Genomic DNA, 24,852 nt, shown 5'->3' with positions numbered 1-24,852 from the left:
CAAGGAGAGAGCCGTGAGCAGCAGCGCCTCGCGCACCCCGGTCCACGATCTACGCTTTTTCCTGACCGTGCCCCACGGCTGCAGCTACCTGCCCGGCCAACAAGCGACCACGCTGTTCCTCGACCCGAAACAGGCGCCGGCGAGCGGCGTTTACGATGCGCTGTCGCTGTTGGGCTTTCGCCGCAGCGGCCGTCATCTTTACCGCCCGCACTGTGACGGCTGCCAGGCGTGCCGCTCGGTGCGCATTCCGGTGGCGCAGTTCACACCCAACCGCACCCAGCGCAAGATCCTGCGGCGTAACGCCGAGATCACCACGCGCATCGTACCCGCGCGCTTTGAGCCTTCGCACTACGCGCTTTACGCGCGCTATATTCGCGAGCGCCACAGCGACGGCGACATGTACCCGCCAAGCCAGGAGCAGTACCGCACCTTCCTGACCCTCGACGAGCCCTACGCCCATTTCATGGAGATGTACTGGGAGTCGACGCTGATCGGCGTCGCCGCTTTTGATCGCTTGGAACACGGGCTTTCAGCGATCTACACCTTCTTTGGTGTGGACGAGGCGCTCGACAAACGATCGCTCGGGACACTCGCCATCCTGCGCCTGATCGCGCTGTGCCAGGAAGAGGGGCTTGGCCATCTTTATCTCGGCTATTGGATCGAAGAGTGTCGAAAGATGCGCTACAAGCAGGCGTTTTCACCGCTCGAGGTGCTCGACGGACGCCGCTGGCGCCCGTTGATCGTGTAAATCGACGCGCTTTTTTGCCTTGACGCCAGCCTTGCGGCACAATATAGCGCTGATTACGCAGCACTTGTAAACTGCATGGCCCCTGTCACCCGCGGGCTGGCTCAAATCATGTGCGCCGCCCCACCAATCGGGCCGGCCACCGACGATGTTCAATAAGTGAGGATTTGCCTATATGGCACGCGAAGACCATATCGAAATGGAAGGCGTCATTGTTGATACCCTTCCCAACACCATGTTTCGTGTCGAGCTCGAAAACGGCCACGTCGTGACCGCGCATATCTCCGGCAAGATGCGCAAGAACTACATCCGCATTCTGACCGGCGACAAGGTCAAGGTCGAGCTGACCCCCTACGATCTTTCCAAGGGTCGTATCGTTTACCGTTCGCGTTAAACGCCCAGTCTCGGTACCTCGTGTCCTTGAGGTAACGAGTTCCCTTCTACGGCGCCTTTAAACGACAACGCCCCGTCAATGACAGGGCGCTGTAACGAGTCGTATGCGTCGTCTCAAGCGTCAGGGTGCATCGGCCAGCTCAGCTTCGGTCGAAAGCGAAAGCTCCCCGGCTTCCAGACTCACATGTACCGTGCCGCCGTGCTCGGCCAGCTCGCCGAACAGGATCATTTCGGCCAGCGGCTTTTTCAGCTTTTCCTGAATCAGGCGGGCCATGGGGCGCGCGCCCATATCCGGGTCGTAGCCCTTGTCCGCTAGCCAGTCGCGGGCCGAGTCGTCCACGTCGAGCTGCACGCGCTTCTCGTCGAGCTGCGCCTGCAGTTCGATCAGGAACTTGTCGACCACGTTGCGTACGATCGATACCGGCAGCGACTGGAACTGGATGATGCCGTCCAGGCGGTTTCTGAACTCCGGTGAGAAGGTGCGGCGAATCACTTCCATGGCGTCCGTCGAGTGATCCTGCGTCTGGAAACCGATCGAGCGGCGCGACGCCTGTTCGGCACCGGCGTTCGACGTCATGATCAGAATCACGTGGCGGAAGTCCGCTTCGCGACCGTTATTGTCGGTCAGACGGCCGTGATCCATCACCTGCAGCAGCAGGTTGAACACTTCCGGGTGCGCCTTCTCGATCTCGTCGAGCAGCAGCACGCAGTGCGGCTGCTTGTTGACCGCCTCGGTCAGAAGCCCGCCCTGGTCGTAGCCGACGTAGCCGGGCGGCGCGCCGATCAGCCGTGACACCGTGTGGCGCTCCATGTACTCGGACATGTCGAAGCGCACGAGATCAATACCCATGATGTGCGAAAGCTGCTTGGCCACTTCGGTCTTGCCCACCCCGGTGGGGCCGGCGAACAGGAAGCTTCCCACCGGCTTGTCCGGCGCCTTGAGACCGGCGCGGGAGAGCTTGATGGCGGCGGACAGCGAGTCGATCGCCTCGTCCTGACCGAACACCAGCATCTTGAGGTCACGATCGAGCTTCTCGAGCAGCTTGCGATCCGAGCTCGATACGCTCTTCGGCGGAATGCGCGCGATCGAGGCGACGACCGCTTCGACCTGATCGACATCGATGGTGTCGACGCGCATCTCGGAAGGCAGCATACGCTGGTGCGCGCCGGCTTCGTCGATCACGTCGATCGCCTTGTCCGGCAGGTGGCGGTCGTTGATGTAGCGATCCGCCAGCCGCGCGGCGCTTTCGAGCGCTCCGTCGGTGTACTTGAGCTCGTGATGCTCCTCGAAGCGCGAGCGCAAGCCCTTGAGAATCTTGATGGTGTCGTCCACCGACGGCGCCGGCACGTCGACCTTCTGGAAGCGCCGTGCAAGCGCCCGATCCTTTTCGAAGATGCCGCGAAACTCCTGGAACGTGGTCGAGCCGATGCAGCGAAGCTCGCCAGAGGAGAGCAGCGGTTTCAGCAGGTTCGAGGCGTCCATGACGCCGCCGGAGGCGGCACCCGCGCCGATCACGGTATGAATCTCGTCGATGAAGAGAATCGCGTTGGGCTGCTTTTTCAACTCGCCCAGCAGGCTTTTCAGGCGCTTTTCGAAATCGCCGCGGTACTTGGTACCGGCGAGCAGCGCGCCCATATCGAGGGAGTAAACGACGCCGTCGGCGATGACGTCCGGCACATCCTCTTCGACGATGCGCTTGGCCAGGCCCTCGGCGATCGCTGTCTTGCCCACGCCGGCTTCACCCACCAGCAGCGGGTTGTTCTTGCGCCGGCGCGCCAGAATTTGCACCACGCGCTCGAGCTCATGATCGCGCCCGATCAGCGGGTCGATCTTGCCAAGGCGCGCCTGCTCGTTGAGGTTGGTCGCGTAGCCGGTCAGAGGATGGGCACCGCCTTCGGCGCTGGCTTCTTCCACGTCGTCACCCTCCTGCTGAGAAGAGGCGTTGGAGGGATTGTGACCTGATACCTTGGAAATACCGTGGGCGATATAGTTGACGGCGTCGACTCGCGCCACGTTTTGCTGCTTGAGGAAGTAGACGGCCTGGCTCTCCTGCTCGGAGAAAATGGCCACCAGCACGTTGGCGCCGCTGACTTCGCTTTTACCCGACGACTGAACGTGGAAAACCGCGCGCTGAAGAACGCGCTGAAAGCCGAGCGTGGGCTGCGTTTCGCGCTCGCTCTGGCCTTCGGGAATCAGGGGGGTCGTCGAATTGATGAAATCCTGCAGATCGGACCGCAGCTTGTCGAGGTTGGCCCCGCACGCCTTGAGCACATCGATCGCCGAAGCGTTATCCAGAAGTGCTAAAAGCAGGTGTTCGACGGTCATGAACTCGTGGCGCTTCGAGCGAGCCACGGTAAACGCCGTGTTCAGGGTCAGTTCAAGTTCTTTGCTCAGCATGGCAGTCCCCTTTTCGCTACTTTCCAGGGCGGTGATTGACACCCGGGACTTGCGTCGGATCAGTTTAATCGACCGGCACTTTCAACATCGGGTACAAATGCCCCGCTTGCAAGCCCACCTGCCACTTTTTTTCAACGCGGCCGCGCGGCTCGCGGCGGGCGCTAATCAGTTGGCGGCTTCGATGTCGCTCATCAGCGGATGCTCGCATTCGCGGGCGTATTCATTGACCTGATGACTCTTGGTTTCAGCGATGTCGCGCGTAAAAATACCGCAGGTTCCTTTGCCCTGGGTGTGCACGGCGAGCATGATTTCGACGGCTTTTTCGTTGTTCATGTTGAAAAAGCCTTGCAGTACTTCGATGACGAACTCCATCGGCGTGTAGTCGTCGTTATGCAGCACGACCTTATAAAGCGGCGGCTGGGCGAGCTCGGGTTTGGCCGTCTGCACGTCCAGGTCGTCGTCATGCTCGGGCATCCCCGGGCGCGTCGTGCCCGAACTCAGCGTATTCAGGCAAGGGCTTTCAAAGTTGGGTTCGACATTGAGCATCTCGAAATTGGGCATGGTGCGTCGCGTTACGTCTCTGTGCTGACAGGCGAATGATATGGCAAGCAGGCTTGCTTTAAGACGCCCGAGTTCAGCAAGGGTTCATGGAAAAGACAAAATTATCATACCGGGGCACACAAAAAACCCCCGCCCGCCGAGCGGACGAGGGTATGCGCTTTAAGGATGAGCGTTAGCCCTTGGCGACCAGCGCCAGCGCGTCGTTGAACGTAGAGCTCGGACGCATCGCTTTACTTGCCAACTCACGGTCCGGGTGGAAGTAACCCTTGAGCTCGACCGACTTGCCCTGGGCGCCGTTGAGTTCGCCCATGATGGCGGCCTCCTTGTCGCGCAGGGTCTTCGCCAGATCGGTGAAGAGCTTTTTAAGCTCCGCATCCTGGTCCTGGGCGGCGAGCGCCTCGGCCCAGTACAGCGCCAGATAGAAGTGGCTGCCGCGGTTGTCGATCTCGCCGGTCTTGCGCGACGGCGACTTGTTGCTGTCGAGGAACTTGCCGTTGGCCTCGTCGAGGGCATTCGCCAGCACCGTGGCGCGCTGGTTGTCGAAGGTGCGGCCCAGGTGCTCGAGCGACGCGGCCAGCGCCAGAAACTCACCGAGTGAGTCCCAGCGCAGGTGGTTCTCCTCGACCAGCTGCTCGACGTGCTTGGGAGCGGAGCCGCCGGCGCCGGTTTCGAACAGGCCGCCGCCGTTCATCAGCGGCACGATCGACAGCATCTTGGCGCTGGTACCCAGCTCCATGATCGGGAACAGGTCGGTCAGATAGTCGCGCAGCACGTTACCGGTGACCGAAATGGTGTCTTCGCCCTTGCGAATGCGCTCGAGCGACACCTGCATCGCGTCGACCGGCGCCAGGATGCGAATGTCCAGGCCTTCGGTGTCGTGATCCTTGAGGTAGGTTTCGACCTTCTCGATCAGCTTGGCATCGTGGGCGCGGTTGGCGTCGAGCCAGAACAGCGCCGGAGTGTCGCTTTCGCGCGCGCGGTTGACGGCGAGTTTGACCCAATCCTTGATCGGCGCGTCCTTGGTCTGGCACATGCGCCAGATGTCGCCGGCTTCCACATCGTGGCTGAACAGTGTCTGGCCGTTTTCGTCGGTCACCACGACGGTGCCGTCAGCAGGAATGTGGAAGGTCTTGTCGTGAGAGCCGTACTCCTCGGCCTTCTGCGCCATCAGGCCGACGTTGGGCACCGAGCCCATGGTGGTCGGATCGAAGGCGCCGTGCTTCTTGCAGTCCTCGATCACGCTCTGGTAGATCGTAGCGTAGCAGCGATCCGGAATCACCGCCTTGGCGTCCTGCAGCTCATCGTTTGCGTTCCACATCTTGCCGGAGTCGCGAATCATCGCCGGCATGGAGGCGTCGATGATCACGTCCGACGGCACGTGCAGGTTGGTAATGCCCTTGTGGGAGTTGACCATCGCCATCGGCGGGCGCTCTTGATACAGCGCGTCGATATCGGACTTGATCGCCTCACTCTGCTCGGAAGGCAGCTTTTCGATCGAGCTGTAAAGATCGCCCAGGCCCGAGGCCGGGTTGAAGCCGGCTTTTTTCAGGGCATCGGCGTGCTTGTCGAGCACGTCCTTGTAAAACTCCTCGACCACGATACCGAACATGATCGGGTCGGATACCTTCATCATGGTGGCCTTCAGATGCAGCGAGAAAAGAATGCCGCGCTTTTTGGCATCCTTGATTTCGCTGTCGATGAAGTTACGCAGCTTGCGGCTGCTCATGAAAGCAGCGTCGACCACCTCGCCTTCCTTCACCGCCAGACCTTCTTTCAAAACGGTGCTGTTACCGTCTTTTTGCTTGAGCTCGATCTTGAGCTTGCCGTCGGCCTTGATGATTGCGGACTGCTCGCTGCCGTAGAAGTCGCCTTCACTCATGTGGGCCACGTGGGAGTCGGACTCCTTGCTCCACTCGCCCATACGGTGCGGGTACTTGCGCGCGTAGTTCTTGACCGACTTCGGCGCGCGACGATCCGAGTTGCCTTCACGCAGCACCGGGTTCACCGCGCTGCCCTTGGCCTTGTCGTAGGCCGCCTTGATCGCTTTTTCTTCGTCGTTTTGCGGCTCGTCCGGGTAGTCCGGAAGGTCATACCCCTGACTCTTGAGCTCCTTGATCGTGGCCTTCAGCTGCGGCCCGGAGGCGCTGATGTTGGGCAGCTTGATGATGTTGGCTTCCGGCGTGGTGGCAAGCGTACCCAGCTCGGCGAGATCGTCGCTGACGCGCTGCTCACTGCTCAAGCGGTCGGGAAATTGCGCCAGCACGCGCGCCGCCAGGGAGATATCGCGGGTTTCGACGACGATACCGGCGGAGTCGGTGAACGCATCGATAATAGGCAGCAGCGAATAGGTTGCAAGCGCGGGGGCTTCGTCGGTCAGCGTATAGATGATCTTCGGCGTTTCGGACATTGTGCGTTAACCTCGTTTCTCGCGGTGACTAAAAATTTCCAGGCGGCTCGATGGTGCAAAGCCAGAACAAAGCTTGGCGCTTGGCCACGAATCAAAGCGCTTCATGCAAGCGACGCCATGACGATAGTGTCATCATAACGTTTAGTATTTGTGTAATTCAGCGCAGCACTTTACTCCTTTATGCGATTGTCGACAAATTCACCCCGCCACGCGAGACCCCGATGAGCACGCTGTATCTTTTGCACAAGCCCTACCGGATGCTGTCCCAGTTCACCGATCATGAAGGGCGCGCCACGCTCGCTGACGTCATCGACGTGCCGGGCGTCTACGCCGCGGGCCGGCTCGACTACGACTCCGAAGGGCTTCTGCTTTTATGCGATGACGGCGCGCTCATTCACCAGATCGCCCACCCGCGCCACAAACAGTCCAAGACCTACTGGGTCCAGCTCGAAGGCGAGATCGACGACGCCGCACTCGAAGCGCTGCGAAAAGGCATTACGCTCAAGGATGGCCCGACCCGGCCTGCCAAAGCGCGGCGCATCGCAACCCCGCCGATCGTCGAACGAACGCCGCCGGTGGACCCCAAACGCCACCCGCACACCAGCTGGCTCGAGCTCACCATTACCGAGGGGCGCAACCGCCAGGTACGGCGCATGACCGCCCACGTCGGCTTTCCCACGCTGCGGCTGGTGCGCGCCGCCATCGGTGCCTGGCGCCTCGACACCCTGGCACCGGGGCAGTGGCGCAGCGAAACCCTGCACGCCCCGCAAACACCCGCTCCCCGCTCGGCCCGGCCGCGGGCAAAACGAGCGCCGCGCCGTGGAGGCCGCTCATGAAAATACTGCGCACCACCGCCGCCTGCGTGATCAAGCAGCGCGGGCGCTTTCTGATGGTCGAGGAGGCGCGCGGCGGCCCGCACACGCTGTTCAACCAGCCGGCGGGACATATCGAGCCCGGCGAAGGCCCGATGGCGGCGATTCTGCGCGAGGTAGAAGAGGAGACCGCTTGGCGGGTGCGGTTGACCCACTACCTGGGCCTCGAGGTGTTTCACACCCCGGAGAAGACCTTTCACAGCCACGGTTTCATCGCCACGCCGGAGACCTGGCTTGGCACCGCGCTCGATGCCGACATCGTGGCCACGCACTGGCTCACCCTCGATGAGATCGTATCCCTTGAGTGCCAAAGCCGGCTGCGTAGCCCACTGGTGCGAAAGCGTATCGACGACGCGCTTGCCGGCCGCCACTACCCGCTTGGTGTGATCCGCGAGTGAACCACTCGAAGCGCCTGGCCCGCATCGTGTATAATCGCGGCCAACTGAACACCACTTTACGAGGATGGCGATGACATCCACACCCAATACCGCAACCGGCGCGCCGACCAAAGTGATCGTCGGCATGTCCGGTGGCGTCGACTCGTCGGTCTCGGCGCTTCTGCTATTGCAACAGGGTTATGAGGTCGAAGGCCTGTTCATGAAGAACTGGGACGAGGACGACGGCACCGAGTACTGCACCGCTAAAGAAGACCTGGCCGACGCCCAGGCCGTATGCGAGAAGCTCGGTATCAAGCTTCATACCGCCAATTTTGCCGCCGAGTACTGGGACAACGTCTTCGAACACTTTCTCGAAGAGTACAAGGCCGGGCGCACGCCCAATCCGGACATCCTCTGCAACCGGGAAATCAAGTTCAAGGTATTCCTCGACTACGCTGAAATGCTCGGCGCCGAGCTGATCGCCACCGGCCACTACGTGCGCCGCGGCGAGCGCGACGGCCGCCCGCGGCTGTTGAAAGGCCTCGATACCAACAAGGACCAGAGCTATTTCCTGCACGCGGTGCCAGAGGCGGCGATCGCCCGAACGCTCTTCCCCGTGGGCGAGCTTGAAAAGCCCGCGGTGCGCGCCCTGGCCCTGGAGCACGATCTGGTCACGGCGAAGAAGAAGGACTCCACCGGCATCTGTTTCATCGGCGAGCGCCGCTTCAAGGATTTCCTGCAGCAGTACCTGCCCGCGCAGCCAGGCAAGATCGAAACCGCCGAGGGTGACGTGATCGGCGAGCACATGGGCTTGATGTACTACACCCTGGGCCAGCGCCAGGGGCTCGGCATCGGCGGCCTGGCCAACTACTCCGAGGAGCCCTGGTACGTGGCGGGCAAGGATCTCGATCGCAACGTGCTCACCGTGGTTCAGGGCAAGAGCGACGCGCACCTCTATACCAACGCGCTTGCTACCGAGGCGATGGACTGGGTAGCGGGCCAGGCGCCGGTAGCCGAGGGCCGCTTCACGGCGAAGACGCGCTATCGCCAGAGCGACTGCCCGTGCCGGGTGCGCACCCGCGACGACGGCAGCGTCGAGGTGATCTTCGATGACCCGCAGTGGGCGGTCACCCCGGGCCAGTCGCTGGTGCTTTACGATGGCGACGTCTGCCTGGGGGGCGGCGTGATCAGCGCGACCTGGAACGTTGCCGAGGCGGCGGCATGAATTCGACCACGCCGATTCACCGCGCCCCGGACTCCCCTTCCGCGCGCCAAACGCTGGCTTTGGCCGGTGTGTTTCAGGCGGCGAGCCTGGTCGATGAGCTGGCCCGTACCGGCCAGGTCGAGCCGCGCGCCTGGGAGACCCTGATCAACGCCACGATCGATACCAATCCGGCAAGTTTCGAGGCGATCTACGGCGGCCACCCCAACAACCTGCGCCGCGGTCTCGACACCCTCGAATCGCTCTCCGGGCGCAAGCAGGCGAACCCGGTGGTGCTGCGCTACGGCTTTTCGCTTCTGATGCTGATGAACAAGCTGAGAAGCGATACCGCGATGATGGATACCCTGGGCGAAAAGCTCACCCACGTGCAGCGTCAGGCAGAGCGCTTCGGCCCGACCCACGAAAACGTCATCGCAAGCCTGGGCGAGACCTACCAGGAGACGATCTCGACGTTCAAGACCCGCATCGTGGTCCAGGGCGACCCGTCGCTTTTGCAGACCCGCATGATGCCCGAGCGGGTGCGGGCGTGCCTGATGAGCGGCATACGCTTTGGCCTTCTGTGGCACCAGCAGGGTGGCCGGCGCTGGAAGCTCGTGTTCCAGCGCAAGGCGATGCGCCGCGCCCTCGACCGTTTCAGCTAGACCCACTCGATATAGACCTTCCGTTTACTTTTGGACACCTGCCATGCAACTCACCGCTTTGACCGCCCTCTCCCCCGTCGATGGCCGCTACGCCGACAAGGCTGCCGCACTGCGGGAACACTTCAGCGAATTCGGCCTGATCCGCGCCCGCGTAATCGTCGAAGTGCGCTGGCTGCAGCGCCTGGCCGAGCACGAGGGCATCGAAGAGGTCAGCGCGCTATCAAGTGACGCCACCGCGTTTCTGGAGCAGCTGATCAGCGAGTTCTCCGTGGCGGACGCCGAGCGGATCAAGGAGATCGAGCGCACCACCAACCACGACGTCAAGGCGGTGGAGTATTTCCTCAAGGAAAAAATCGAGAGCAACGCGGAGCTTCACGCGGTCACCGAGTTCATTCACTTCGCCTGCACCAGTGAAGACATCAACAACCTCTCCTACGGCGTGATGATCAAGGATGGTCTGAACGCCATGCTGCCCACGCTGCACCAGGTGGCAGACGAAATCGCCAGGCTCGCCCTGGCCCACGCCGGGGCGCCGATGCTCTCGCGCACCCACGGCCAGACCGCCAGCCCCACGACCCTTGGAAAGGAGATGGCCAACGTCGCTTATCGTTTGAAGCGCCAGCTCAAGCAGGTTGAGGCCGTCGAAGTGCTGGGCAAGATCAACGGCGCGGTGGGCAACTACAACGCGCATCTCGCGACCTACCCCGACATCGACTGGGAAACCAACGCGCAAACCTTCGTCGAGGGGCTCGGCCTTCGCTTCAACCCCTACACTACCCAGATCGAACCCCATGACTACATCGCCGAGCTTTTCGATGCGCTCGCGCGCTTCAACACCATCCTGATCGACTTCGACCGCGACGTCTGGGGCTACATTTCGCTTGGCTACTTCAAGCAGCGCACCGTGGAGGGCGAAATCGGCTCCTCCACCATGCCGCACAAGGTCAACCCGATCGACTTCGAAAACTCCGAGGGCAACCTGGGCCTGGCCAACGCGGTGCTGAGCCACCTGGCGCAGAAGCTGCCGATCTCGCGCTGGCAGCGTGATTTGACCGACTCCACGGTGCTCCGAAACCTCGGCGTGGGTCTCGCCTACGCGCTGATCGGCTATCACGCGAGCCTGAAGGGCATCGGCAAGCTCGAGGCCAACCCGGCCCGCCTGGCCGAAGACCTCGACAACAGCTGGGAAGTGCTCGCCGAGCCGATCCAGACCGTAATGCGCCGCTACGCGATCGAAAAGCCCTACGAGAAGCTCAAGGAGCTGACCCGCGGCAAGCGTATCGACCAGGCGGGTTTTGCCGCTTTCATCGACACGCTCGAGCTGCCCGCCGAGGTCAAACAGGAGCTGAAGGCGCTTTCGCCGGCAAGCTACATCGGCAACGCCCAGGCCCAGGCCGAGGCGCTGCTAACGCGTCTCGACGCGCTATAGCGCGCCGACTCACCAGGAGTTCGCCATGAGTAATCGTCACGAGCCGCTCACCCTTCTGGGCGATCTTACGCCGGAAGAGTTTCTGAAAAGCTACTGGCAGCAACGCCCGCTGTTGATTCGCGGCGCGATACCGGATTTTATCAGCCCCTTGGACCCGGACGAGTTGGCGGGCCTTGCCTGCGAGCCCGGCGTCGAGGCACGGCTGGTCGAGGAGAACGGGCCGGACGGCCCCTGGCAGGTCAGCGCCGGGCCCTTCGACGATGCCACTTTCGAGCGTCTGACGTCGAGCCGCTGGAGCCTGCTGGTTCAGGCGGTCGACCACTACGTGCCGGACGTCGCCGCGCTGATGAAGGCGTTCGACTTTCTCCCCGCCTGGCGCCTCGACGACATCATGGTGAGCTACGCCCCGCCCGGGGGCAGCGTGGGGCCTCACGTCGACCAGTACGACGTGTTCCTGCTTCAGGGCCGCGGCCAGCGCCGCTGGCAGCTGGGTGGCAAGCAGCCGGACGACGCGCCGATCCTCCAGGGTATCGATTTGAAGATTCTCGAGACCTTCGAGATCGAGCCCGACTCGGATTGGACGCTCAACCCCGGCGACATGCTCTATCTGCCGCCGGGCTGGGCGCACCACGGCGTCAGTCAGACCGACGACTGCATGACCTACTCGGTGGGCTTTCGCGCGCTCTCGGCGGATGAGGCGATCACGTCCTTTGCCGACTACCTGGGCGAGCAGTTGCCCGGCTCGACGCGCTACAGCGACGCCGGCATGGCCCCCGCCGAAAACCCCGGCGAGCTCGACGATGCCGCCATCGAGCGGATGCGCCACTTCATCCTCTCGACGCTGGACCAGCCCGGCGAGCTCGCCCAGTGGTTCGGTCGCGTCATGACCCAACCAAAGTATATGGACCAGGTCATGCCGCTTGAGGAGCCGATGAGCGAAGAGGACCTTGTCGCGCAACTACACCAGGGCGAGCCGCTCTTTCACATGCCCGGCTCGCGCTTTGCCTGGCGCACCGAAGCGGGCAGGACCACGCTGTTCGTCGACGGCGACGGCCTCGCCTGCGCCGAGCCGCTCGCCCGGCGCATCGTCGATACCACGCCGATGTACGACGACGCGCTGGAGCTTGAAGGCGCAGCGAGCGTGCTTACCCAGCTGGTGAATGCCGGCAGCCTCGGCTTCTTTGGCGGTGAAGAAGAGGAGTAGCTCGCACAGGCTTTCTCTTCCCGCTTACCTTTCAGGCGCCGCTTTCAAGCGGCGCTTTTTTTGTCGCTGGCTCGCCGGGCTTACGCGGTGGCGAAAAACGACTACCCAAACGCGCCTTTCGGGTAAGCCCGTGTCGTTTAACTACGACGCCCCCTGCCCCGAAGTGTCAATTGCTGCACTGCACCACCTTGTCGATAGTAAACACACGCCCGCCCAGCTCGGCGCGGGAAAGGCGCCCCGAGGGGCCGACTGCGAACACGACCGGAGAATGCGACATGACAGAACTTCTCGATGACATCAAGGCGATGGCTCAACTGGTAGAGTCACAGCGCGGCAAATGGGGCGCGATCAAACCCGAGTACGCCGCCCGCATGCGCGCCCAGAACCGCTTTCATACCGGGCTCGATATCGCCCGCTACACCGCTAGCATCATGCGCGCCGACATGGCGGCGTTTGACAACGATCACGCCGAGTACACCCAGTCGCTGGGCTGCTGGCATGGCTTCATCGGCCAGCAGAAGATGATCGCGATCAAGAAGCACTTCGGCTCGACCAAACGGCGCTACCTCTACCTCTCCGGCTGGATGGTCGCCGCGCTGCGCTCCGAGTTCGGCCCGCTGCCGGATCAGTCGATGCACGAGAAAACCTCGGTGGCGGCGCTGATCGAGGAGCTCTACACGTTCTTGAAGCAGGCCGACGCCTGGGAGCTCAACCACCTGTTTCGCCAGCTCGACGAGGCGAAAGCGGCCAATGATCGCGGCCAGATCGAGGCGCTGACCCAAAAGATCGATCATCACGAAACCCACATCGTGCCGATCATCGCCGACATCGACGCCGGCTTTGGCAACGCCGAGGCCACCTACCTGCTGGCGAAGAAGTTCATCCTCGCCGGCGCCTGCTGCATCCAGCTCGAAAACCAGGTCTCCGACGAGAAGCAGTGCGGCCACCAGGATGGCAAGGTCACCGTGCCCCACGAGGACTTCCTCGCCAAGATCAACGCCGTACGCTACGCGTTTCTGGAACTCGGCGTCGACGACGGCGTAATCGTCGCGCGCACCGACTCGCTCGGCGCCGGTCTCACCCAGAAGATCGCCGTGACCCACACGCCGGGCGATCTGGGCGACCAGTACAACAGCTTTCTGGATGGCGAAGAGATCAAAAGCGCCGATGACATCCACAACGGCGACGTAGTGATCAAGCAGGGCGGCAAGCTGGTCAAGCCCAAACGCCTGGCCTCGGGCCTTTACCAGTTCAAGCCCGGCAGCGGCGAGGATCGCGTGGTGCTCGACTGCATCACCAGCCTGCAAAACGGCGCCGACCTTCTGTGGATCGAAACCGAGAAGCCGCACGTGGGCCAGATCGCCGCCATGGTCGAACGCATCCGCGAGGTGGTGCCCGACGCCAAGCTGGTCTACAACAACTCGCCGTCGTTCAACTGGACGCTCAACTTCCGCCAGCAGGTGTTCGACGCTTGGCAGAAAGAAGGCAAGGACGTCTCCGCTTACGCTCGCGACAAGCTGATGAGCGCCGAGTATGACGCCACCGAGCTTGGCAAACTCGCCGACGACTGGACGCGGGACTTCCAACGCAATGCCGCTAAAGACGCCCACGTGTTCCACCATCTGATCACCCTGCCCACCTACCATACGGCGGCGCTCTCCACCGATAATCTGGCGAAGGGCTACTTCGGCGATGAGGGCATGCTCGCTTACGTCGCCGGCGTTCAGCGCCAGGAGATTCGCCAGGGGATCGCTACGGTCAAGCACCAGGACATGGCGGGGTCGAACATCGGCGACGATCACAAGGAGTTCTTCCACGGCGACGCGGCGCTCAAGGCCGGTGGCAAGGACAACACCATGAACCAGTTTTAATCCCGCCCTACCCGGCGCCGGAGTCTTCCCCGGCGCCTCTTGTACAGCCCTTGCACAAACGGCGTGCGTTCACTAAAGTCTGAACGCGTCACCGCACTTCAAAAGAGTGCACCTTGCCAGTCGCCGCACGACTTGCACGTTTCATGCACACTGCGTGCCTATAGCGGCTAAAACATGACCTTTTTTGAAGTGGCGTGACCTTTTCGAGTCAAAGGTAGTCATAGCTCATGACTTTGGTTATCTTTAACGAACACCGTTTGATAACCCTAACGCGACCAACAGCCGCCTTGCGCTGAGAGATCTGGAGAATTTTATGAAACGTCTTCTACCCGTGGCCGCCTTGAGCCTTCTGACCCTGGCAGGCTGTGCCAATACCGCCCCCTATTCCGGTGACGTTTACCGCGGCAACCAGGCCCAGACCGGCCAGAGCGTGAGCTACGGTACCATCGTGGCCGTGCGCCCGGTACAGATTCAGGCCGATAGCCGCGCCGGAGGCCTTCTGGGCACCGGTGGTGGCGCCGTGCTCGGCGGTCTTCTCGGCAGTCAGGTAGGCGGCGGTACCGGCCGCCAGCTGGCGACCGTGGCTGGCGCTATCGGCGGCTCGGTGGCGGGTAGCTCGGTCGAGGATCGCGCCAACCGCGTACGCGCCCTGGAAATGGAAATTCGCCGCGACGACGGCACTGACGTGGTGGTGGTCCAGCGCGCCGACCGCCAGTTCCAGGCAGGCCAGCGAGTGCGCCTGATCGGCAGCGGCGGCAACATGAGCGTGGCGCCCTACTAAACCAGGGCCGTCCCGAACGACCGCCATCCAAAAAAGCCCGGCCAGTAAATGAACTGGCCGGGCTTTTTACGTTGATGCCGGGTGTGGCGGTAGCCGCTTAGTGCGACAGACCGCTCGCCCAGTTGGCGAGCTTGGCCACGACCAGACCGATGATGGCCAGAAGAATGGCCACCAGCAGAATTTCGACCGGGTTGACCAGCGCGGTGGCGCCCAGCACGGCGAGTGCGAGGATCCAGACGTAGCGGCTTTCACCGCGGCTTTTAAGGGCGGCAGGCAGAACCTTGTCCAGCCCTTCGCTGACGCCGCTATCCCAGCGCTTGTAAGCGAAATAGGCAATCAATACAAAGGCGATGATCCACAAAACCAGAATGGTGGTCATGACAACTCCCGAGAAGGTTGGCTGAAAGGGCGAGGAAAAAAGTGGCACTTAGAGTATCGCCCGGCCGCTTGAGGCGCAATACCATCGACTTCGGGAGTGGGGAAAACCCGGGCCGCCCCCTGACAAGCCGCTCCACACGCGTTACCATTAAGGCACATGCACTCACCGAAAGGTTATTCAATGCAAATTGCGCAGAACTCGGTTGTCGCGTTCCACTACACCCTGACCAACGATGCAGGTGAAGTGCTGGACAGTTCTGAGGGCCGCGAGCCGCTGACCTATCTCCACGGCGCTGGCAACATCATCCCGGGCCTCGAAAAAGAGCTCGAAGGCCGCAACGAAGGCGACAAGCTGAACGTCAAGGTCACCCCGGAAGAGGGTTACGGCGAAGTCCAGGAGCAGCTGATGCAGGAAGTGCCGCGTGACGCCTTCCAGGGTGTCGAAAACGTCGAGCCCGGCATGCAGTTCCAGGCCCAGACTCAGGGCGGCCCGCTGATGGTCACCGTCAAGCAGGTCGAAGGCGACACGGTCGTGGTCGATGGCAACCACCCGCTGGCCGGCCAGCACCTGAACTTCGACGTTGAAATCGCCAATGTGCGCGAAGCAAGCCAGGAAGAAGTCGAGCACGGCCACGTGCACGGCGAAGGCGGCGTAGAGCACTAAACGCTTTACTCAAGCAGTACGCCAATTGAAAGGGCGGCCCTCGGGTCGCCCTTTTTGCGTTTAGCAAAAGCACCCTACGCTCAGGCCTCGGGAATCAGCACCAGCTGGCCGTGGCGGACGCTGCGCGAGGCGATCACCTCGTCAGAAAACTGCTGAAGCGCTCGGGCCTTGCCCTTCAACAGCGCCACCTCGAGGCAGCTTTGCGCGTTGAGGTGCACGTGCAGCGTGGAGAGCGTCAGGTCGTGATGATCGTGGGAGTGGCGGGTCAGCCGCTTCGATAGCTCGCGGGCGCCGTGGTCGAAAACGTACACCAGCGCCGCCGTGCAGACGTGATCCTCCGGCGCGCGGCGCGGCTGCGCCTTGAGCCCGCTGCGGGTCAGATCGCGAATCGCCTCGGAGCGGTTCTGGTAGCCGCGCTGGCGCACCAGTGCGTCCACCTCGTTGATCAACTCGTCGTCCAGGGTTAGCGTTACTCGCTGCATGACTCCTCCATTATTGATGCGCCGCGCGCCGCTCGAACCGACAAAGCCCCAGCGCGATACAAAGCGTCAATCCGAGCAGCAGCCACGAGCCCACGGCCACGCCCGGCCACTGCGCAAAGCGCCAGAACGGCTCGAGCCAGAACCCGCCGATACTCGCCCCCAGGTAGTAAAACACCAGATAGAGCGCCGAGGCGCTGCCGCGTGCGCCCTGGGCGTTGCGCCCGACCCAGCTCGAGGCGAGCGAGTGGCAGAGAAAGAAGCCGAAGGCATTGATCACAAGCCCTGCCACCACCAGCCAAAGCGGCTCGCAAAGCGTCACCGCGGTGCCGAGCATCAGAATGACGATGCCGGCGCCCATACAGCGCGCGGCGCCAAAGCGCTCGGCCAGCCGCCCGGATACCGTAGAGCCCAAGGTGCCGCCAAGATAGGTCAGAAAGATCAACCCCAAAGCGGCGGCGCCGAGTGCATAGGGCGGCGCCGCCAACCGAAAGGTGATATAGCTGTACTGGTTGATGAAAACCAGAAAGTTGATGCCGCCAAGGGCGTAAGCGGCCAGAAGCGCCGGCGTCTTGAGATGGTGCGCCAGATCAGCGAGCGCCAGACGAAGCCTGAACCGGCGCGGTACAAACGCCCTGCCCCTGGGCAGCAGCCGCCAGAAGAGCACGCAGCCCACCAGCGTGATCGCCCCCACCGCCAGAAACGCCGCCGCAGTGCCGCCGAGCGTGGCGGCCACGCCGCCCACGACCCGCCCACTGATACCCCCAAGCGAGTTGGCACCGATATAAAGCCCCACCGCGCTCAGAAGCGCCGGCTTTTCGAACTCGTCGCCCATCCAGGCAATCGCCACCGCCGGCAGCCCGCCCAGCACGAACCCCTGCAACAGCCGCAGCGCCAGTAGCATTTCGAAATTCGGCGCGAAGGCCAACGCAAGGGTCAGTACACCGGCGGCGATCAGCGTCAGGCGCATGATCCGCTCGCGCCCGATCGCATCCGACAGCGGCCCGAAGACCAGAAGCGAAAGCGCCAGCGAAAGAGTAGCAAAGGACATCAGAAAACTGACGCCAAGCGTCGAGACGCCGTAGGTCTCGCGCAGCGCCGGCAAAAGCGGCTGCGGTACGTAGAGGTTGATGAACACGAGAAACGAGCCAAGACACAGCGCGGCCGTCGCACGCCACCAGGCGCGGGTTCCCGCTTCGATCATGACGAACTCGGGAAAAACGAGGCAGCACTCGGGGGCGTCTGATCGACCTCGCCCCCGGCGCGTTTAATAGCCGCCCAGCTGAGCAAGGTGCGTGGGCTCGAGCGCGCGGCGCGACTGCCAGTAATAGCGCTGCCAATACTCGTTGTCCAGGCTCGAGATGATCACCCCTTGTGAGGACGAGGCGTGCATGAAGTAGCCGTCCCCCATGTAGATACCAACGTGATTGTAGGGGCCGGGGGGTCGGAAGAAGACCAGATCGCCCGCCTGTAACTCCTGGCGGTCGATCAAGCGTCCCTCGTGGACCTGATCGGTAGTGGATCTTGGAAGATCCCGGTTAAACGCATCGCGGTAAATGTTTCGAACGAAGCCAGAGCAGTCCACCCCGCGCTGGGTAGTGCCGCCGATCCGGTAAGGGGTCCCGGACCACTGCTCGTGCTGGGCGAGCAGCGCGTTCTTGATCATCATTGGTGGAGGGGTCTGGAAACTGCGAAGCTGGTCGGAGACGTTGTCGATGGGCGACATCAGCGCGCTCGAGCCGCGTTTCAGCCCCGGCATCGACATCGCGAAGTAGTCATCGGGGGGCTCCATACCCTCTCGCGAGGAGGAGCCGGCACAGCCTGTCAATAAGGATAAAAACACGCAAGCGCCCACGACACGGGCAGCTGTCACAAACGAATGTGGCAACGAAACCATGCAAACAACCCCTTGAAATAGTGACCCGAAACCAAGCTTTTTTTCTAGCCAAGGACTATAAGCCAATTACAGGGCGTTTGGCGAGCCTCAATGTAATATCCGCTGATCGCCCGGCAAGGTGTCGATGTGCAGCGGCGCGAAGTGGCGTGGGCGGGTGCCGGGGAAGTCCAGACTCGTCCAGGGGCCGGCGAGAATCGGGGCGCCGCTGAGCCAGCCGGTCAGGGCCTGGCGAAAACCGGCGAGAAACTCCGCGCGCTCGGCGGTTTCGCCCATGAAGAACGAAAAGCCCGCGTACATGCCCGCCGCGTACTCCTGCCAGCCGGCGTAGTGGGCGTCGGCAAGCTGGTAGGCGCGGTCCTGAATGCGCGTGAAGGCGCTGCGGTCGAGCCAATCGAGCTGACGCCCGGCGATCGCCAGATCCATCAGCTGAGCGATGTCCCAGGCCGCCATGTCGACATCGTTGCAGCCATCCTCGTTGTCGCGCACCCGGCGCAGGCGCAGCAGGTGGTGGCGCTCCTCCTCCACGCACTCGCCGGACTCCAGAATGGCGATTTCGCTTTCGAGCCGCTCCGGGTTGAGCGTGTAGGGCGCGTAGTTGATCTGATACTCCTGACGATCGCCGGCCTCGAGCATGAAGGTCAGAAACTCCTGCATGTCGGCGGCGCTCGCCAGATGGTAGTGGCTGTCGACCCACTCCCGAATCGAGGCGCGCTCGCGTTCGCTCTCGGGCTGGGGCTCGCTCCATACGGCGCTGTTGAGCGGGCCGACCAGCGCCATGGCGGTGAAATGATTGAGGCTTGGCCGCTCACCAGGCTCTTGCCAGCTGCCCGGTCGCCAGTCCAGCCAGTGGAACAGGCTGCCCGGGTCTTCCAGGTGCCAGGCGATTTCCCCCAGCAGCGAGTCGTGCTCCGGCTCGGGCAAACACCCCTCCCAGGCGAACCAGGCCTCCAGCAGATGCCTGGGCGACGGGTAGAAGCGGCACAGGCAGCTCTTCAGCGCATCGGCGTAGCGGATCAGCGCGCGGTCGTCAAAGAGCTGGCTATCGAAGGCCATGTAGAGGTAAAAGGCAAACTTCTCGGCCATGTGAATGGTAGCGGCGTGCCGGCTCACCCCTTTCAGGCTTTGAAGCTTTCGGATCTCGTCGGCATGGGGGCGGCCAAACGGCGTGCTCGTCGGCGGCATGACGCCATGCACCGCGTCGGCGGCCAGCTGGTTGAGGTGGTGCGCCTGGGCGGGCAGCCAGTAGCGCTCGAGCGCCTCGGCGCCTTCATCAGCGTGAAGCGCCAGGGCATCCTGAAGGTAGAGCGCGGCATCGGCGCGGCGCTTTTCGCCCATGAAGGCGCCGGGGTCGAGCTGGCGCAGCATGGCGTCGGGTTCGCGCACGCTGGCCAGCGCCAGCAGCCAGTGGTGGCCGGTGGCGCGCCAATCCTTGAAACGCGCGCGCGAGGCGCTTTTGACCTCCGGCTCGAGCAGTACATTGGGGGCGATATTCCAGGGCGTGCAGGACGCTTTAAGCAGAAGCACCTGGTGGTCGTTGGGCGTCATGGCGCGCCGGTCAACGCCTTCGAAAAGACTCTGACCGCGCCGAAAGGCGCTCAAAAGCGCCGTCCAGTCGGCGTAGCGCTGACTCACCAGATCGGCGCCGTGGGCGGCAATATCGTCGGCCTCCTCCTGGCTCAAGAGCCCGCAGCACGCCCCCGCCCAGGCGAGTTCGATCATGCGCAGCCAGTCCCAGGCCGCCCAGTCGAAGGTCTCACCCTGGTCGACGAACCCAATGAGCACCGCCGCATACGCGAACTCGTCGTCGGCGCCGCGCTGCCACTCCTTGCGTTGGGCGTGATCCATCCCTTGAAGCTCGCGCGCTTCGATATCCCAGCGCTGACGATCGCCCTGAGCGCTGAGCCAGAGCACGACGCCTAGAAGTTCCGAGCGGTCGTGCACTTGCCACACCTTTGCAAGCCAGGAGCCGGCATCGCGCCAGTCGGCAGGCGTAGCCGGGTAGCACATCACCGGATGGAGTAGCGCGCCAAGGCGCCAGGGGCGAGCGCTGGGCGTATCCGGCCAGAGCGGCTCTGGCGCGGAGCAGTTTGAAAGCGTTTGCGTGAACTGCTCCCAGCTAACGCCGTGGGATTCGCGCTCCGCCTGGGCGAGTTGCTGGCACGCGTCCTGAAAGCGCTCCTGAACGTCTTGCGGGGCGCTGCCCAGGGCCAGGCGCAAATCGCGCAGCCAGCCGCGCAGATCGCGATACTCCGCGGCGATGCGGCGCATGACGTGGTGTGCCCAGCTGCTGGCCTGCGCCGGTGAGATCCAGCCCGCCGCACCCGCCAGCGCACTCCACTCAAGCGCGCTCAAAAGGTGGTGGGGATTGGCGCTGCTCGCCCCCAACCCGTGAAGAAACTTATCGACCAGCTCGCCTCGGTGGGAGATCCCTAATACCTCGAGCCGCTTTTCGGCGCTTGCGCTATCCACGGCTAACGGATGCGTTGTCATCGCCCAATCGCACAGCAGCAGCTGTTGGGCCCACCAGGCAGTTAATGCATCGGCCAAAAGACACCTCGAAAACGACACTCGGCAACGCGCCAGAACAAAGCGCCCTAGTGTAACGGAAACTCCTTCCAAGGCCGATAGCGTGCCGGGAATAATGCAAAAACGCCGCCCCGGAGCGCTGTCCGGGGCGGCGTTTGAAAAGTTGTTGCCTTATTCACCGTCAAGGCGTGTTGTCGATACCGCGTGCCATACCGCGTTCAATGACTAGGCGCGTCGTACCTTGCTGATGACCCACAAAAGGACCACGGCACCCACGGTTGCAGTGACCAGCGAGCCGATGAAGCCGCCCGCCTGCAAACCGAGCAGACTGAATAGAAAGCCGCCGATGACCGCGCCGATGATACCCACGCCGATATTGGCGATGATACCGAAGCCGCCGCCGCGCATGATGTTGCCGGCAATCCAGCCAGCCAGGCCGCCAATGATAAGCCATGCTAAAAAGCCCATAATACCTCCCTGGTTTTCTCGATAGTGGCGCCGGTTTTACCTACCGTGCGCGCTTGTCCTAACATAGCACACAGCACCAGGGTTTCGCCTGGTTTAAATGCAAGCCAATTTAGCCCGCAGGTGCCGCCGCGCCCCGCCGCCCGACTCAAGGACTCCTCATGATCCCCGACTCTTTGCAAACCCTCGTCGCCGATACCGACGGCCAGTCCAACGCTACCTGGCAGGGCCGCGAGGTGGTGGTATTCAACCAGGGCTGGGGGGAGCTGGTCGTGAGTCTACAGGGCGGCCAGGTGCTGCACTTCAAGCCAGAAGGCGACACCGCGCCCTGGCTTTGGGTAACGCCGAGCCCGGCCACGCTTCCCGACACCGTGCGCGGCGGCATTCCGCTTTGCTGGCCCTGGTTTGCCGGCGAGCGCTACGCCGACGAATCCCCCGAACGCGACGGCCCCTTCCACGGTCTCGCCCGCCAGGCGCAGTGGCGCCTGGAGGCGGTCGACGAACACGCCGAAGGCATCGAAGTTCACCTCTCCCCTGCCGAACGACTGCATAGCCACTTGACCGTGCGGGTGGTCATTCAGGCCAACGCCCAACGCCTGAACGTCGAGCTGATCAGCGAGAACATCGGCGAGACGCCGGTGAAGATGAGCGCGGCGCTGCACACCTATCTTGCCGTGGCGAACACCCACCAGTGCCGTCTCGAAGGCCTGGCCGGCGCGCGCTACCTCGATAAGCTCAGGGATTTCGCCGAGGCCGAACAGCAGGGCGTGCTCGCCGTGAAAGGCCCGGTCGATCGTATCTACCACACCAACGAAGCAGTAACGCTCGATGATGGCGAGCGCACGCTGCGGGTGGCCAAGCAGTCGAGCGACTCCACCGTAGTCTGGCACCCGGGCGATGTACTGCCTGGCGATACACCTCAAGAGGTGGGCTTTCGTTTCATCTGCGTGGAAGCCGCCAATACGCGCCTTGACCCGGTGTGGCTGGTACCCGGCGCCCAGCACCTTTTGGGTACCACGCTGAGCCGGGCATGAGGCACTGCGTTAATCGCCGGTTAATCAACGCTTTGCTAAAATCAAAGGCACTACCCTTCGATCTTTCACCTTCAGGGAACGACCCGCATGCCGCAGCCGTTTAGTCGGGAGCTCAACAATTTGCTGGAGCGCGGTCGCGACCGCCAGCTGCGCCTTGCGGTTACCGGGCTCTCCCAGGCGGGCAAGACAGCGTTTTTGACCTCGCTCGTCAACCAGCTGCGCCATGCCGGGCTCGAGGCCAGGCTCGACCTTTTGCCCGCCGCCCGCGAAGGGCGCCTCCTGGGCGCCAAACGGCTCAACCAGCCGGATCTTGGCGTGCCGCGGTTTCCTTATGATCCAGGCATGGCCGCCCTCGATGACACGCCCCCGCGCTGGCCGGCGCCGACCCGGGGCATCAGCGAGCTACGCCTGGAGCTTCGCTTCAAGCCAGCGCAAAGCGGCTGGTTCACCCCGGAGACCGCGCACCTGACGCTGGATCTGTTCGACTACCCCGGCGAGTGGCTGCTGGATCTGCCGCTTCTGCAGCACGATTTCTACAGCTGGTGTCAGGCCCAGGCGCAGCACCAGGGGCCCCACCGCCGGGCGCTGTTCAAGGAGTGGTTCGAGTCGCTCGCCACACTCGACCCGGCCCAGCCGGTGGACGAGACCACGCTTGCGAGTATTTCGAAGCAGTACGCCGACGGGCTCAAGCGCGCCAAACAGGCGGGCTTTTCCGATCTTCAGCCCGGGCGGTTTCTGCTGCCCGGTGAGCTCGAGGACGCGCCGGTGTTGCAGTTTTTCCCGCTGCCGGATCTGACCCAACCGCGCGAAACTCTCGAGGCGCTGCCTGCCGAGAGCCTCTACGCCACGCTTGCCGCGCGCTTTCGCTACTACCAACTGCAGGTGGTGCGCCCCTTCTACCGCGACCACTTTCGCCGCTTCGACCGCCAGATCGTGCTGGTCGACGTGCTGGGCGCGCTCAACGCCGGGCCGGAGCGCTTCGAGGATCTTTCAAGCGCCCTTGGCCAGCTGATGCAGAGTTTCAACTACGGCAAGCGCAGCCTGCTCACGCGAATGTTCGCGCCAAGGATCGACCGGCTCGCCATCGCCGCCACCAAGGCCGACCACGTCACGCCGGATCAGCATGCCAACGTGGTGACGCTGCTCGAAGCCCTTCTGGCGGAGCCCTTGAAGGACCTGCGCTACGCCAACGTGCCGGTGAAGGCGTTTTCGCTCGCCGCCATTCGCGCCACCCAGGCCCGCGAGGTGCAGGACAACGGCCAGCGCACCCCGGCGCTCAGGGGCACTACGCTTGAGGGCGAAGACGTGCTGCTCTACCCCGGCGACGTGCCGACCCGGCTGCCTACCGCCGAGTTCTGGCAGCGCCAGGGCTTCGACTACCCGAGCTTTCGCCCGATGAGCCGCGAGAGCGACGCGCTCGATCACATTCGCATGGACGCCGCGCTCGACTGGCTGATTGGAGACAAGCTGCAATGACCACGCCCAACCCGCGCCGCCAGTTCAGCCTCGACGACGCTCCGCCAAGCGATGAGCCGCTGCGCGCCGGCGAGCGCTTCGACCCGCTGCGCGAGGATAGCCCGCTGACCGCGCCCGAAGCGCGCGCACTGCCCGAGGCCAACCTGGGCGCGCCGCGCAAGCGCCGCTGGGGGCTGATGTTCGCGCTGATTGGCACAGGTGGGCTGGGCGCCGCCGAGTTCGCCACCGGGATTCCCGACGCCATTGCGGGCTCGGCCTGGCTGAGCGTGGCCTGGCAGGCCTTTGGCCTGGGGTTGATCGCGCTCGGCGGCGCGTCGCTGGTCAAGGAGCTTGGCCGGCTCAAGCGGCTCAAGCGCCACGACCGGCTGCGCGAGGAGCTCGCAGCGCTGCCCCACTGCTCCTTCGAGCAGGCCACCTCATTGGCCGAGAAGCTGAAAGTCCAGCTCAAACTTGGTGACGACGACCCGCACTGGCAGGCGTTCAAGAATGCCTGCCAGCCGCACCACAGCGGCGAAGAGGTGCAAACGCTTTTATGCTATCACCTGCTCGCCCCCAGAGATCGCCGTGCGCAGCAGCTGATTACCCGCATGTCCGGCGAAACCGCGCTAATGGTAGCGATCAGCCCGCTGACACTAGTGGACATGGCGCTGGTCGCCTGGCGAAGCCTGGCCATGGTCGATCGGCTCTGTCGGCTTTACGGGCTGGAGCTTGGCTACGCCAGCCGCCTGCGCCTTTTTCGCAATGTCCTGCACAACATGGCCTTCGCCGGCGCCACCGAGCTTGCCTCTGACGTCAGCATGGACATGCTCTCGCTCGACTTGACCGCCAGGCTTTCGACCCGCGCCGGCCAGGGTCTGGCCACCGGCCTTTTGAGCGCGCGTCTTGGCCTTCGCGCCCAGCGTTTGTGCCGGCCGCTGGCGTTCACGCCCGCAGAGCAGCCCAAACTCTCCGATCTGCGCCAGTCGCTGTGGCGCCAGCTCAAACGGGCCGATAAGGAGCCCGCCCAGCAGCGCGCTGACCGCTGACCGCTGA

The 24,852-nt window shown here is 63.3% G+C and carries 23 protein-coding genes; 14 read left to right on the top strand and 9 right to left on the bottom strand.

Annotation, left to right across the window (positions count from 1 at the left end; genetic code table 11):
* The first annotated feature begins 13 nt into the window (after positions 1–13).
* Both ACGK9R_RS12520 and infA read left to right on the top strand, forming a co-directional pair.
* A complete protein-coding gene (locus ACGK9R_RS12520; RefSeq protein WP_394581737.1) occupies positions 14–748 on the top strand; it encodes an arginyltransferase in 735 nt (244 codons plus the stop codon).
* 172 nt (positions 749–920) lie between these two features.
* On the top strand, positions 921–1,139 hold the full coding sequence (gene infA / locus ACGK9R_RS12515) for a translation initiation factor IF-1 (protein WP_007111068.1): 219 nt from the start codon (positions 921–923) through the stop codon (positions 1,137–1,139).
* 120 nt (positions 1,140–1,259) lie between these two features.
* Here infA and clpA read toward each other — a convergent pair whose 3' ends face one another.
* From clpA to ACGK9R_RS12500, 3 genes are all read right to left on the bottom strand, one after another.
* Complete coding sequence (clpA, locus tag ACGK9R_RS12510) at positions 1,260–3,536, bottom strand: ATP-dependent Clp protease ATP-binding subunit ClpA (RefSeq protein ID WP_394581734.1); 2,277 nt, start codon at positions 3,534–3,536, stop codon at positions 1,260–1,262.
* A gap of 165 nt (positions 3,537–3,701) precedes the next feature.
* Positions 3,702–4,010, bottom strand: coding sequence for an ATP-dependent Clp protease adapter ClpS (clpS, locus tag ACGK9R_RS12505; protein WP_394582032.1), 309 nt, complete (start codon positions 4,008–4,010; stop codon positions 3,702–3,704).
* 259 nt (positions 4,011–4,269) lie between these two features.
* The gene (locus ACGK9R_RS12500; protein WP_394581732.1) at positions 4,270–6,504 is read right to left on the bottom strand and encodes an NADP-dependent isocitrate dehydrogenase; all 2,235 of its coding nucleotides are present in this window, start codon (positions 6,502–6,504) and stop codon (positions 4,270–4,272) included.
* Between the two features lie 221 nt (positions 6,505–6,725).
* Between ACGK9R_RS12500 and ACGK9R_RS12495 the strand changes: the two genes are divergently transcribed.
* The 8 genes from ACGK9R_RS12495 to ACGK9R_RS12460 all read left to right on the top strand — a co-directional run bounded on the left by ACGK9R_RS12495 (position 6,726) and on the right by ACGK9R_RS12460 (position 14,901).
* Positions 6,726–7,340: a pseudouridine synthase gene (locus ACGK9R_RS12495; protein WP_394581730.1), complete on the top strand. Its 615-nt coding sequence runs from the start codon at positions 6,726–6,728 to the stop codon at positions 7,338–7,340.
* The gene (locus ACGK9R_RS12490; RefSeq protein WP_394581728.1) at positions 7,337–7,774 is read left to right on the top strand and encodes an NUDIX domain-containing protein; all 438 of its coding nucleotides are present in this window, start codon (positions 7,337–7,339) and stop codon (positions 7,772–7,774) included. The genes ACGK9R_RS12495 and ACGK9R_RS12490 overlap by 4 nt, the downstream gene beginning before the upstream one ends.
* 70 nt (positions 7,775–7,844) lie before the next feature.
* The gene (mnmA, locus tag ACGK9R_RS12485; RefSeq protein ID WP_394581726.1) at positions 7,845–8,978 is read left to right on the top strand and encodes a tRNA 2-thiouridine(34) synthase MnmA; all 1,134 of its coding nucleotides are present in this window, start codon (positions 7,845–7,847) and stop codon (positions 8,976–8,978) included.
* Positions 8,975–9,616: a high frequency lysogenization protein HflD gene (gene hflD / locus ACGK9R_RS12480; protein ID WP_394581724.1), complete on the top strand. Its 642-nt coding sequence runs from the start codon at positions 8,975–8,977 to the stop codon at positions 9,614–9,616. The genes mnmA and hflD overlap by 4 nt, the downstream gene beginning before the upstream one ends.
* A 43-nt stretch (positions 9,617–9,659) precedes the next feature.
* Positions 9,660–11,045: an adenylosuccinate lyase gene (gene purB, locus ACGK9R_RS12475; protein ID WP_394581722.1), complete on the top strand. Its 1,386-nt coding sequence runs from the start codon at positions 9,660–9,662 to the stop codon at positions 11,043–11,045.
* Positions 11,046–11,070: 25 nt separating this feature from the next.
* Positions 11,071–12,249 (top strand): JmjC domain-containing protein, encoded by a 1,179-nt coding sequence (locus ACGK9R_RS12470; RefSeq protein WP_394581720.1) that lies wholly within the window; start codon positions 11,071–11,073, stop codon positions 12,247–12,249.
* A 275-nt stretch (positions 12,250–12,524) separates the two neighbouring features.
* Positions 12,525–14,120: an isocitrate lyase gene (locus tag ACGK9R_RS12465; protein ID WP_394581718.1), complete on the top strand. Its 1,596-nt coding sequence runs from the start codon at positions 12,525–12,527 to the stop codon at positions 14,118–14,120.
* A 313-nt stretch (positions 14,121–14,433) separates the two neighbouring features.
* Positions 14,434–14,901 carry a glycine zipper 2TM domain-containing protein gene (locus ACGK9R_RS12460; RefSeq protein ID WP_394581717.1) on the top strand — a complete coding sequence of 156 codons (468 nt, stop codon included), beginning with the start codon at positions 14,434–14,436 and terminating at the stop codon, positions 14,899–14,901.
* A gap of 97 nt (positions 14,902–14,998) precedes the next feature.
* Here ACGK9R_RS12460 and ACGK9R_RS12455 read toward each other — a convergent pair whose 3' ends face one another.
* Entirely contained in the window at positions 14,999–15,280 is a 282-nt protein-coding gene (locus tag ACGK9R_RS12455; RefSeq protein WP_394581715.1) for a hypothetical protein, read from the bottom strand.
* 180 nt (positions 15,281–15,460) lie between these two features.
* Here ACGK9R_RS12455 and ACGK9R_RS12450 point away from each other — a divergent pair, with 180 nt between their 5' ends.
* Entirely contained in the window at positions 15,461–15,943 is a 483-nt protein-coding gene (locus ACGK9R_RS12450; protein WP_394581713.1) for a peptidylprolyl isomerase, read from the top strand.
* An 80-nt stretch (positions 15,944–16,023) separates the two neighbouring features.
* Here ACGK9R_RS12450 and nikR read toward each other — a convergent pair whose 3' ends face one another.
* From nikR to ACGK9R_RS12425, 5 genes are all read right to left on the bottom strand, one after another.
* On the bottom strand, positions 16,024–16,425 hold the full coding sequence (nikR, locus tag ACGK9R_RS12445) for a nickel-responsive transcriptional regulator NikR (RefSeq protein ID WP_394581711.1): 402 nt from the start codon (positions 16,423–16,425) through the stop codon (positions 16,024–16,026).
* A gap of 10 nt (positions 16,426–16,435) precedes the next feature.
* A complete protein-coding gene (locus ACGK9R_RS12440; protein ID WP_394581710.1) occupies positions 16,436–17,626 on the bottom strand; it encodes an MFS transporter in 1,191 nt (396 codons plus the stop codon).
* Between the two features lie 63 nt (positions 17,627–17,689).
* A complete protein-coding gene (locus ACGK9R_RS12435; protein WP_394581708.1) occupies positions 17,690–18,214 on the bottom strand; it encodes a C40 family peptidase in 525 nt (174 codons plus the stop codon).
* Positions 18,215–18,406: 192 nt separating this feature from the next.
* Positions 18,407–20,866, bottom strand: a complete 2,460-nt coding sequence (locus ACGK9R_RS12430) for a YbeU/YbeR family protein (protein WP_394581706.1) — start codon at positions 20,864–20,866, stop codon at positions 18,407–18,409.
* Positions 20,867–21,070: 204 nt separating this feature from the next.
* Positions 21,071–21,313: a GlsB/YeaQ/YmgE family stress response membrane protein gene (locus ACGK9R_RS12425; protein WP_394581705.1), complete on the bottom strand. Its 243-nt coding sequence runs from the start codon at positions 21,311–21,313 to the stop codon at positions 21,071–21,073.
* Between the two features lie 158 nt (positions 21,314–21,471).
* On the opposite strand from ACGK9R_RS12425, the gene ACGK9R_RS12420 reads away from it, so the two are divergent.
* The 3 genes from ACGK9R_RS12420 to ACGK9R_RS12410 all read left to right on the top strand — a co-directional run bounded on the left by ACGK9R_RS12420 (position 21,472) and on the right by ACGK9R_RS12410 (position 24,845).
* Positions 21,472–22,344 carry a D-hexose-6-phosphate mutarotase gene (locus ACGK9R_RS12420; protein WP_394581703.1) on the top strand — a complete coding sequence of 291 codons (873 nt, stop codon included), beginning with the start codon at positions 21,472–21,474 and terminating at the stop codon, positions 22,342–22,344.
* A gap of 87 nt (positions 22,345–22,431) precedes the next feature.
* Entirely contained in the window at positions 22,432–23,820 is a 1,389-nt protein-coding gene (locus tag ACGK9R_RS12415) for a YcjX family protein (protein ID WP_394581701.1), read from the top strand.
* Positions 23,817–24,845 (top strand): YcjF family protein, encoded by a 1,029-nt coding sequence (locus ACGK9R_RS12410; protein WP_394581699.1) that lies wholly within the window; start codon positions 23,817–23,819, stop codon positions 24,843–24,845. Before ACGK9R_RS12415 ends, ACGK9R_RS12410 begins: the two co-directional genes overlap by 4 nt.
* The last annotated feature ends 7 nt before the right edge of the window (positions 24,846–24,852 follow it).

The sequence above is a fragment of the Halomonas sp. HNIBRBA4712 genome, assembly GCF_043558675.1.
Taxonomy (GTDB): domain Bacteria; phylum Pseudomonadota; class Gammaproteobacteria; order Pseudomonadales; family Halomonadaceae; genus Vreelandella.
The sequence above is the reverse complement of the archived record's forward strand: the minus strand, read 5'-3'. Positions and strand labels throughout refer to the sequence as shown.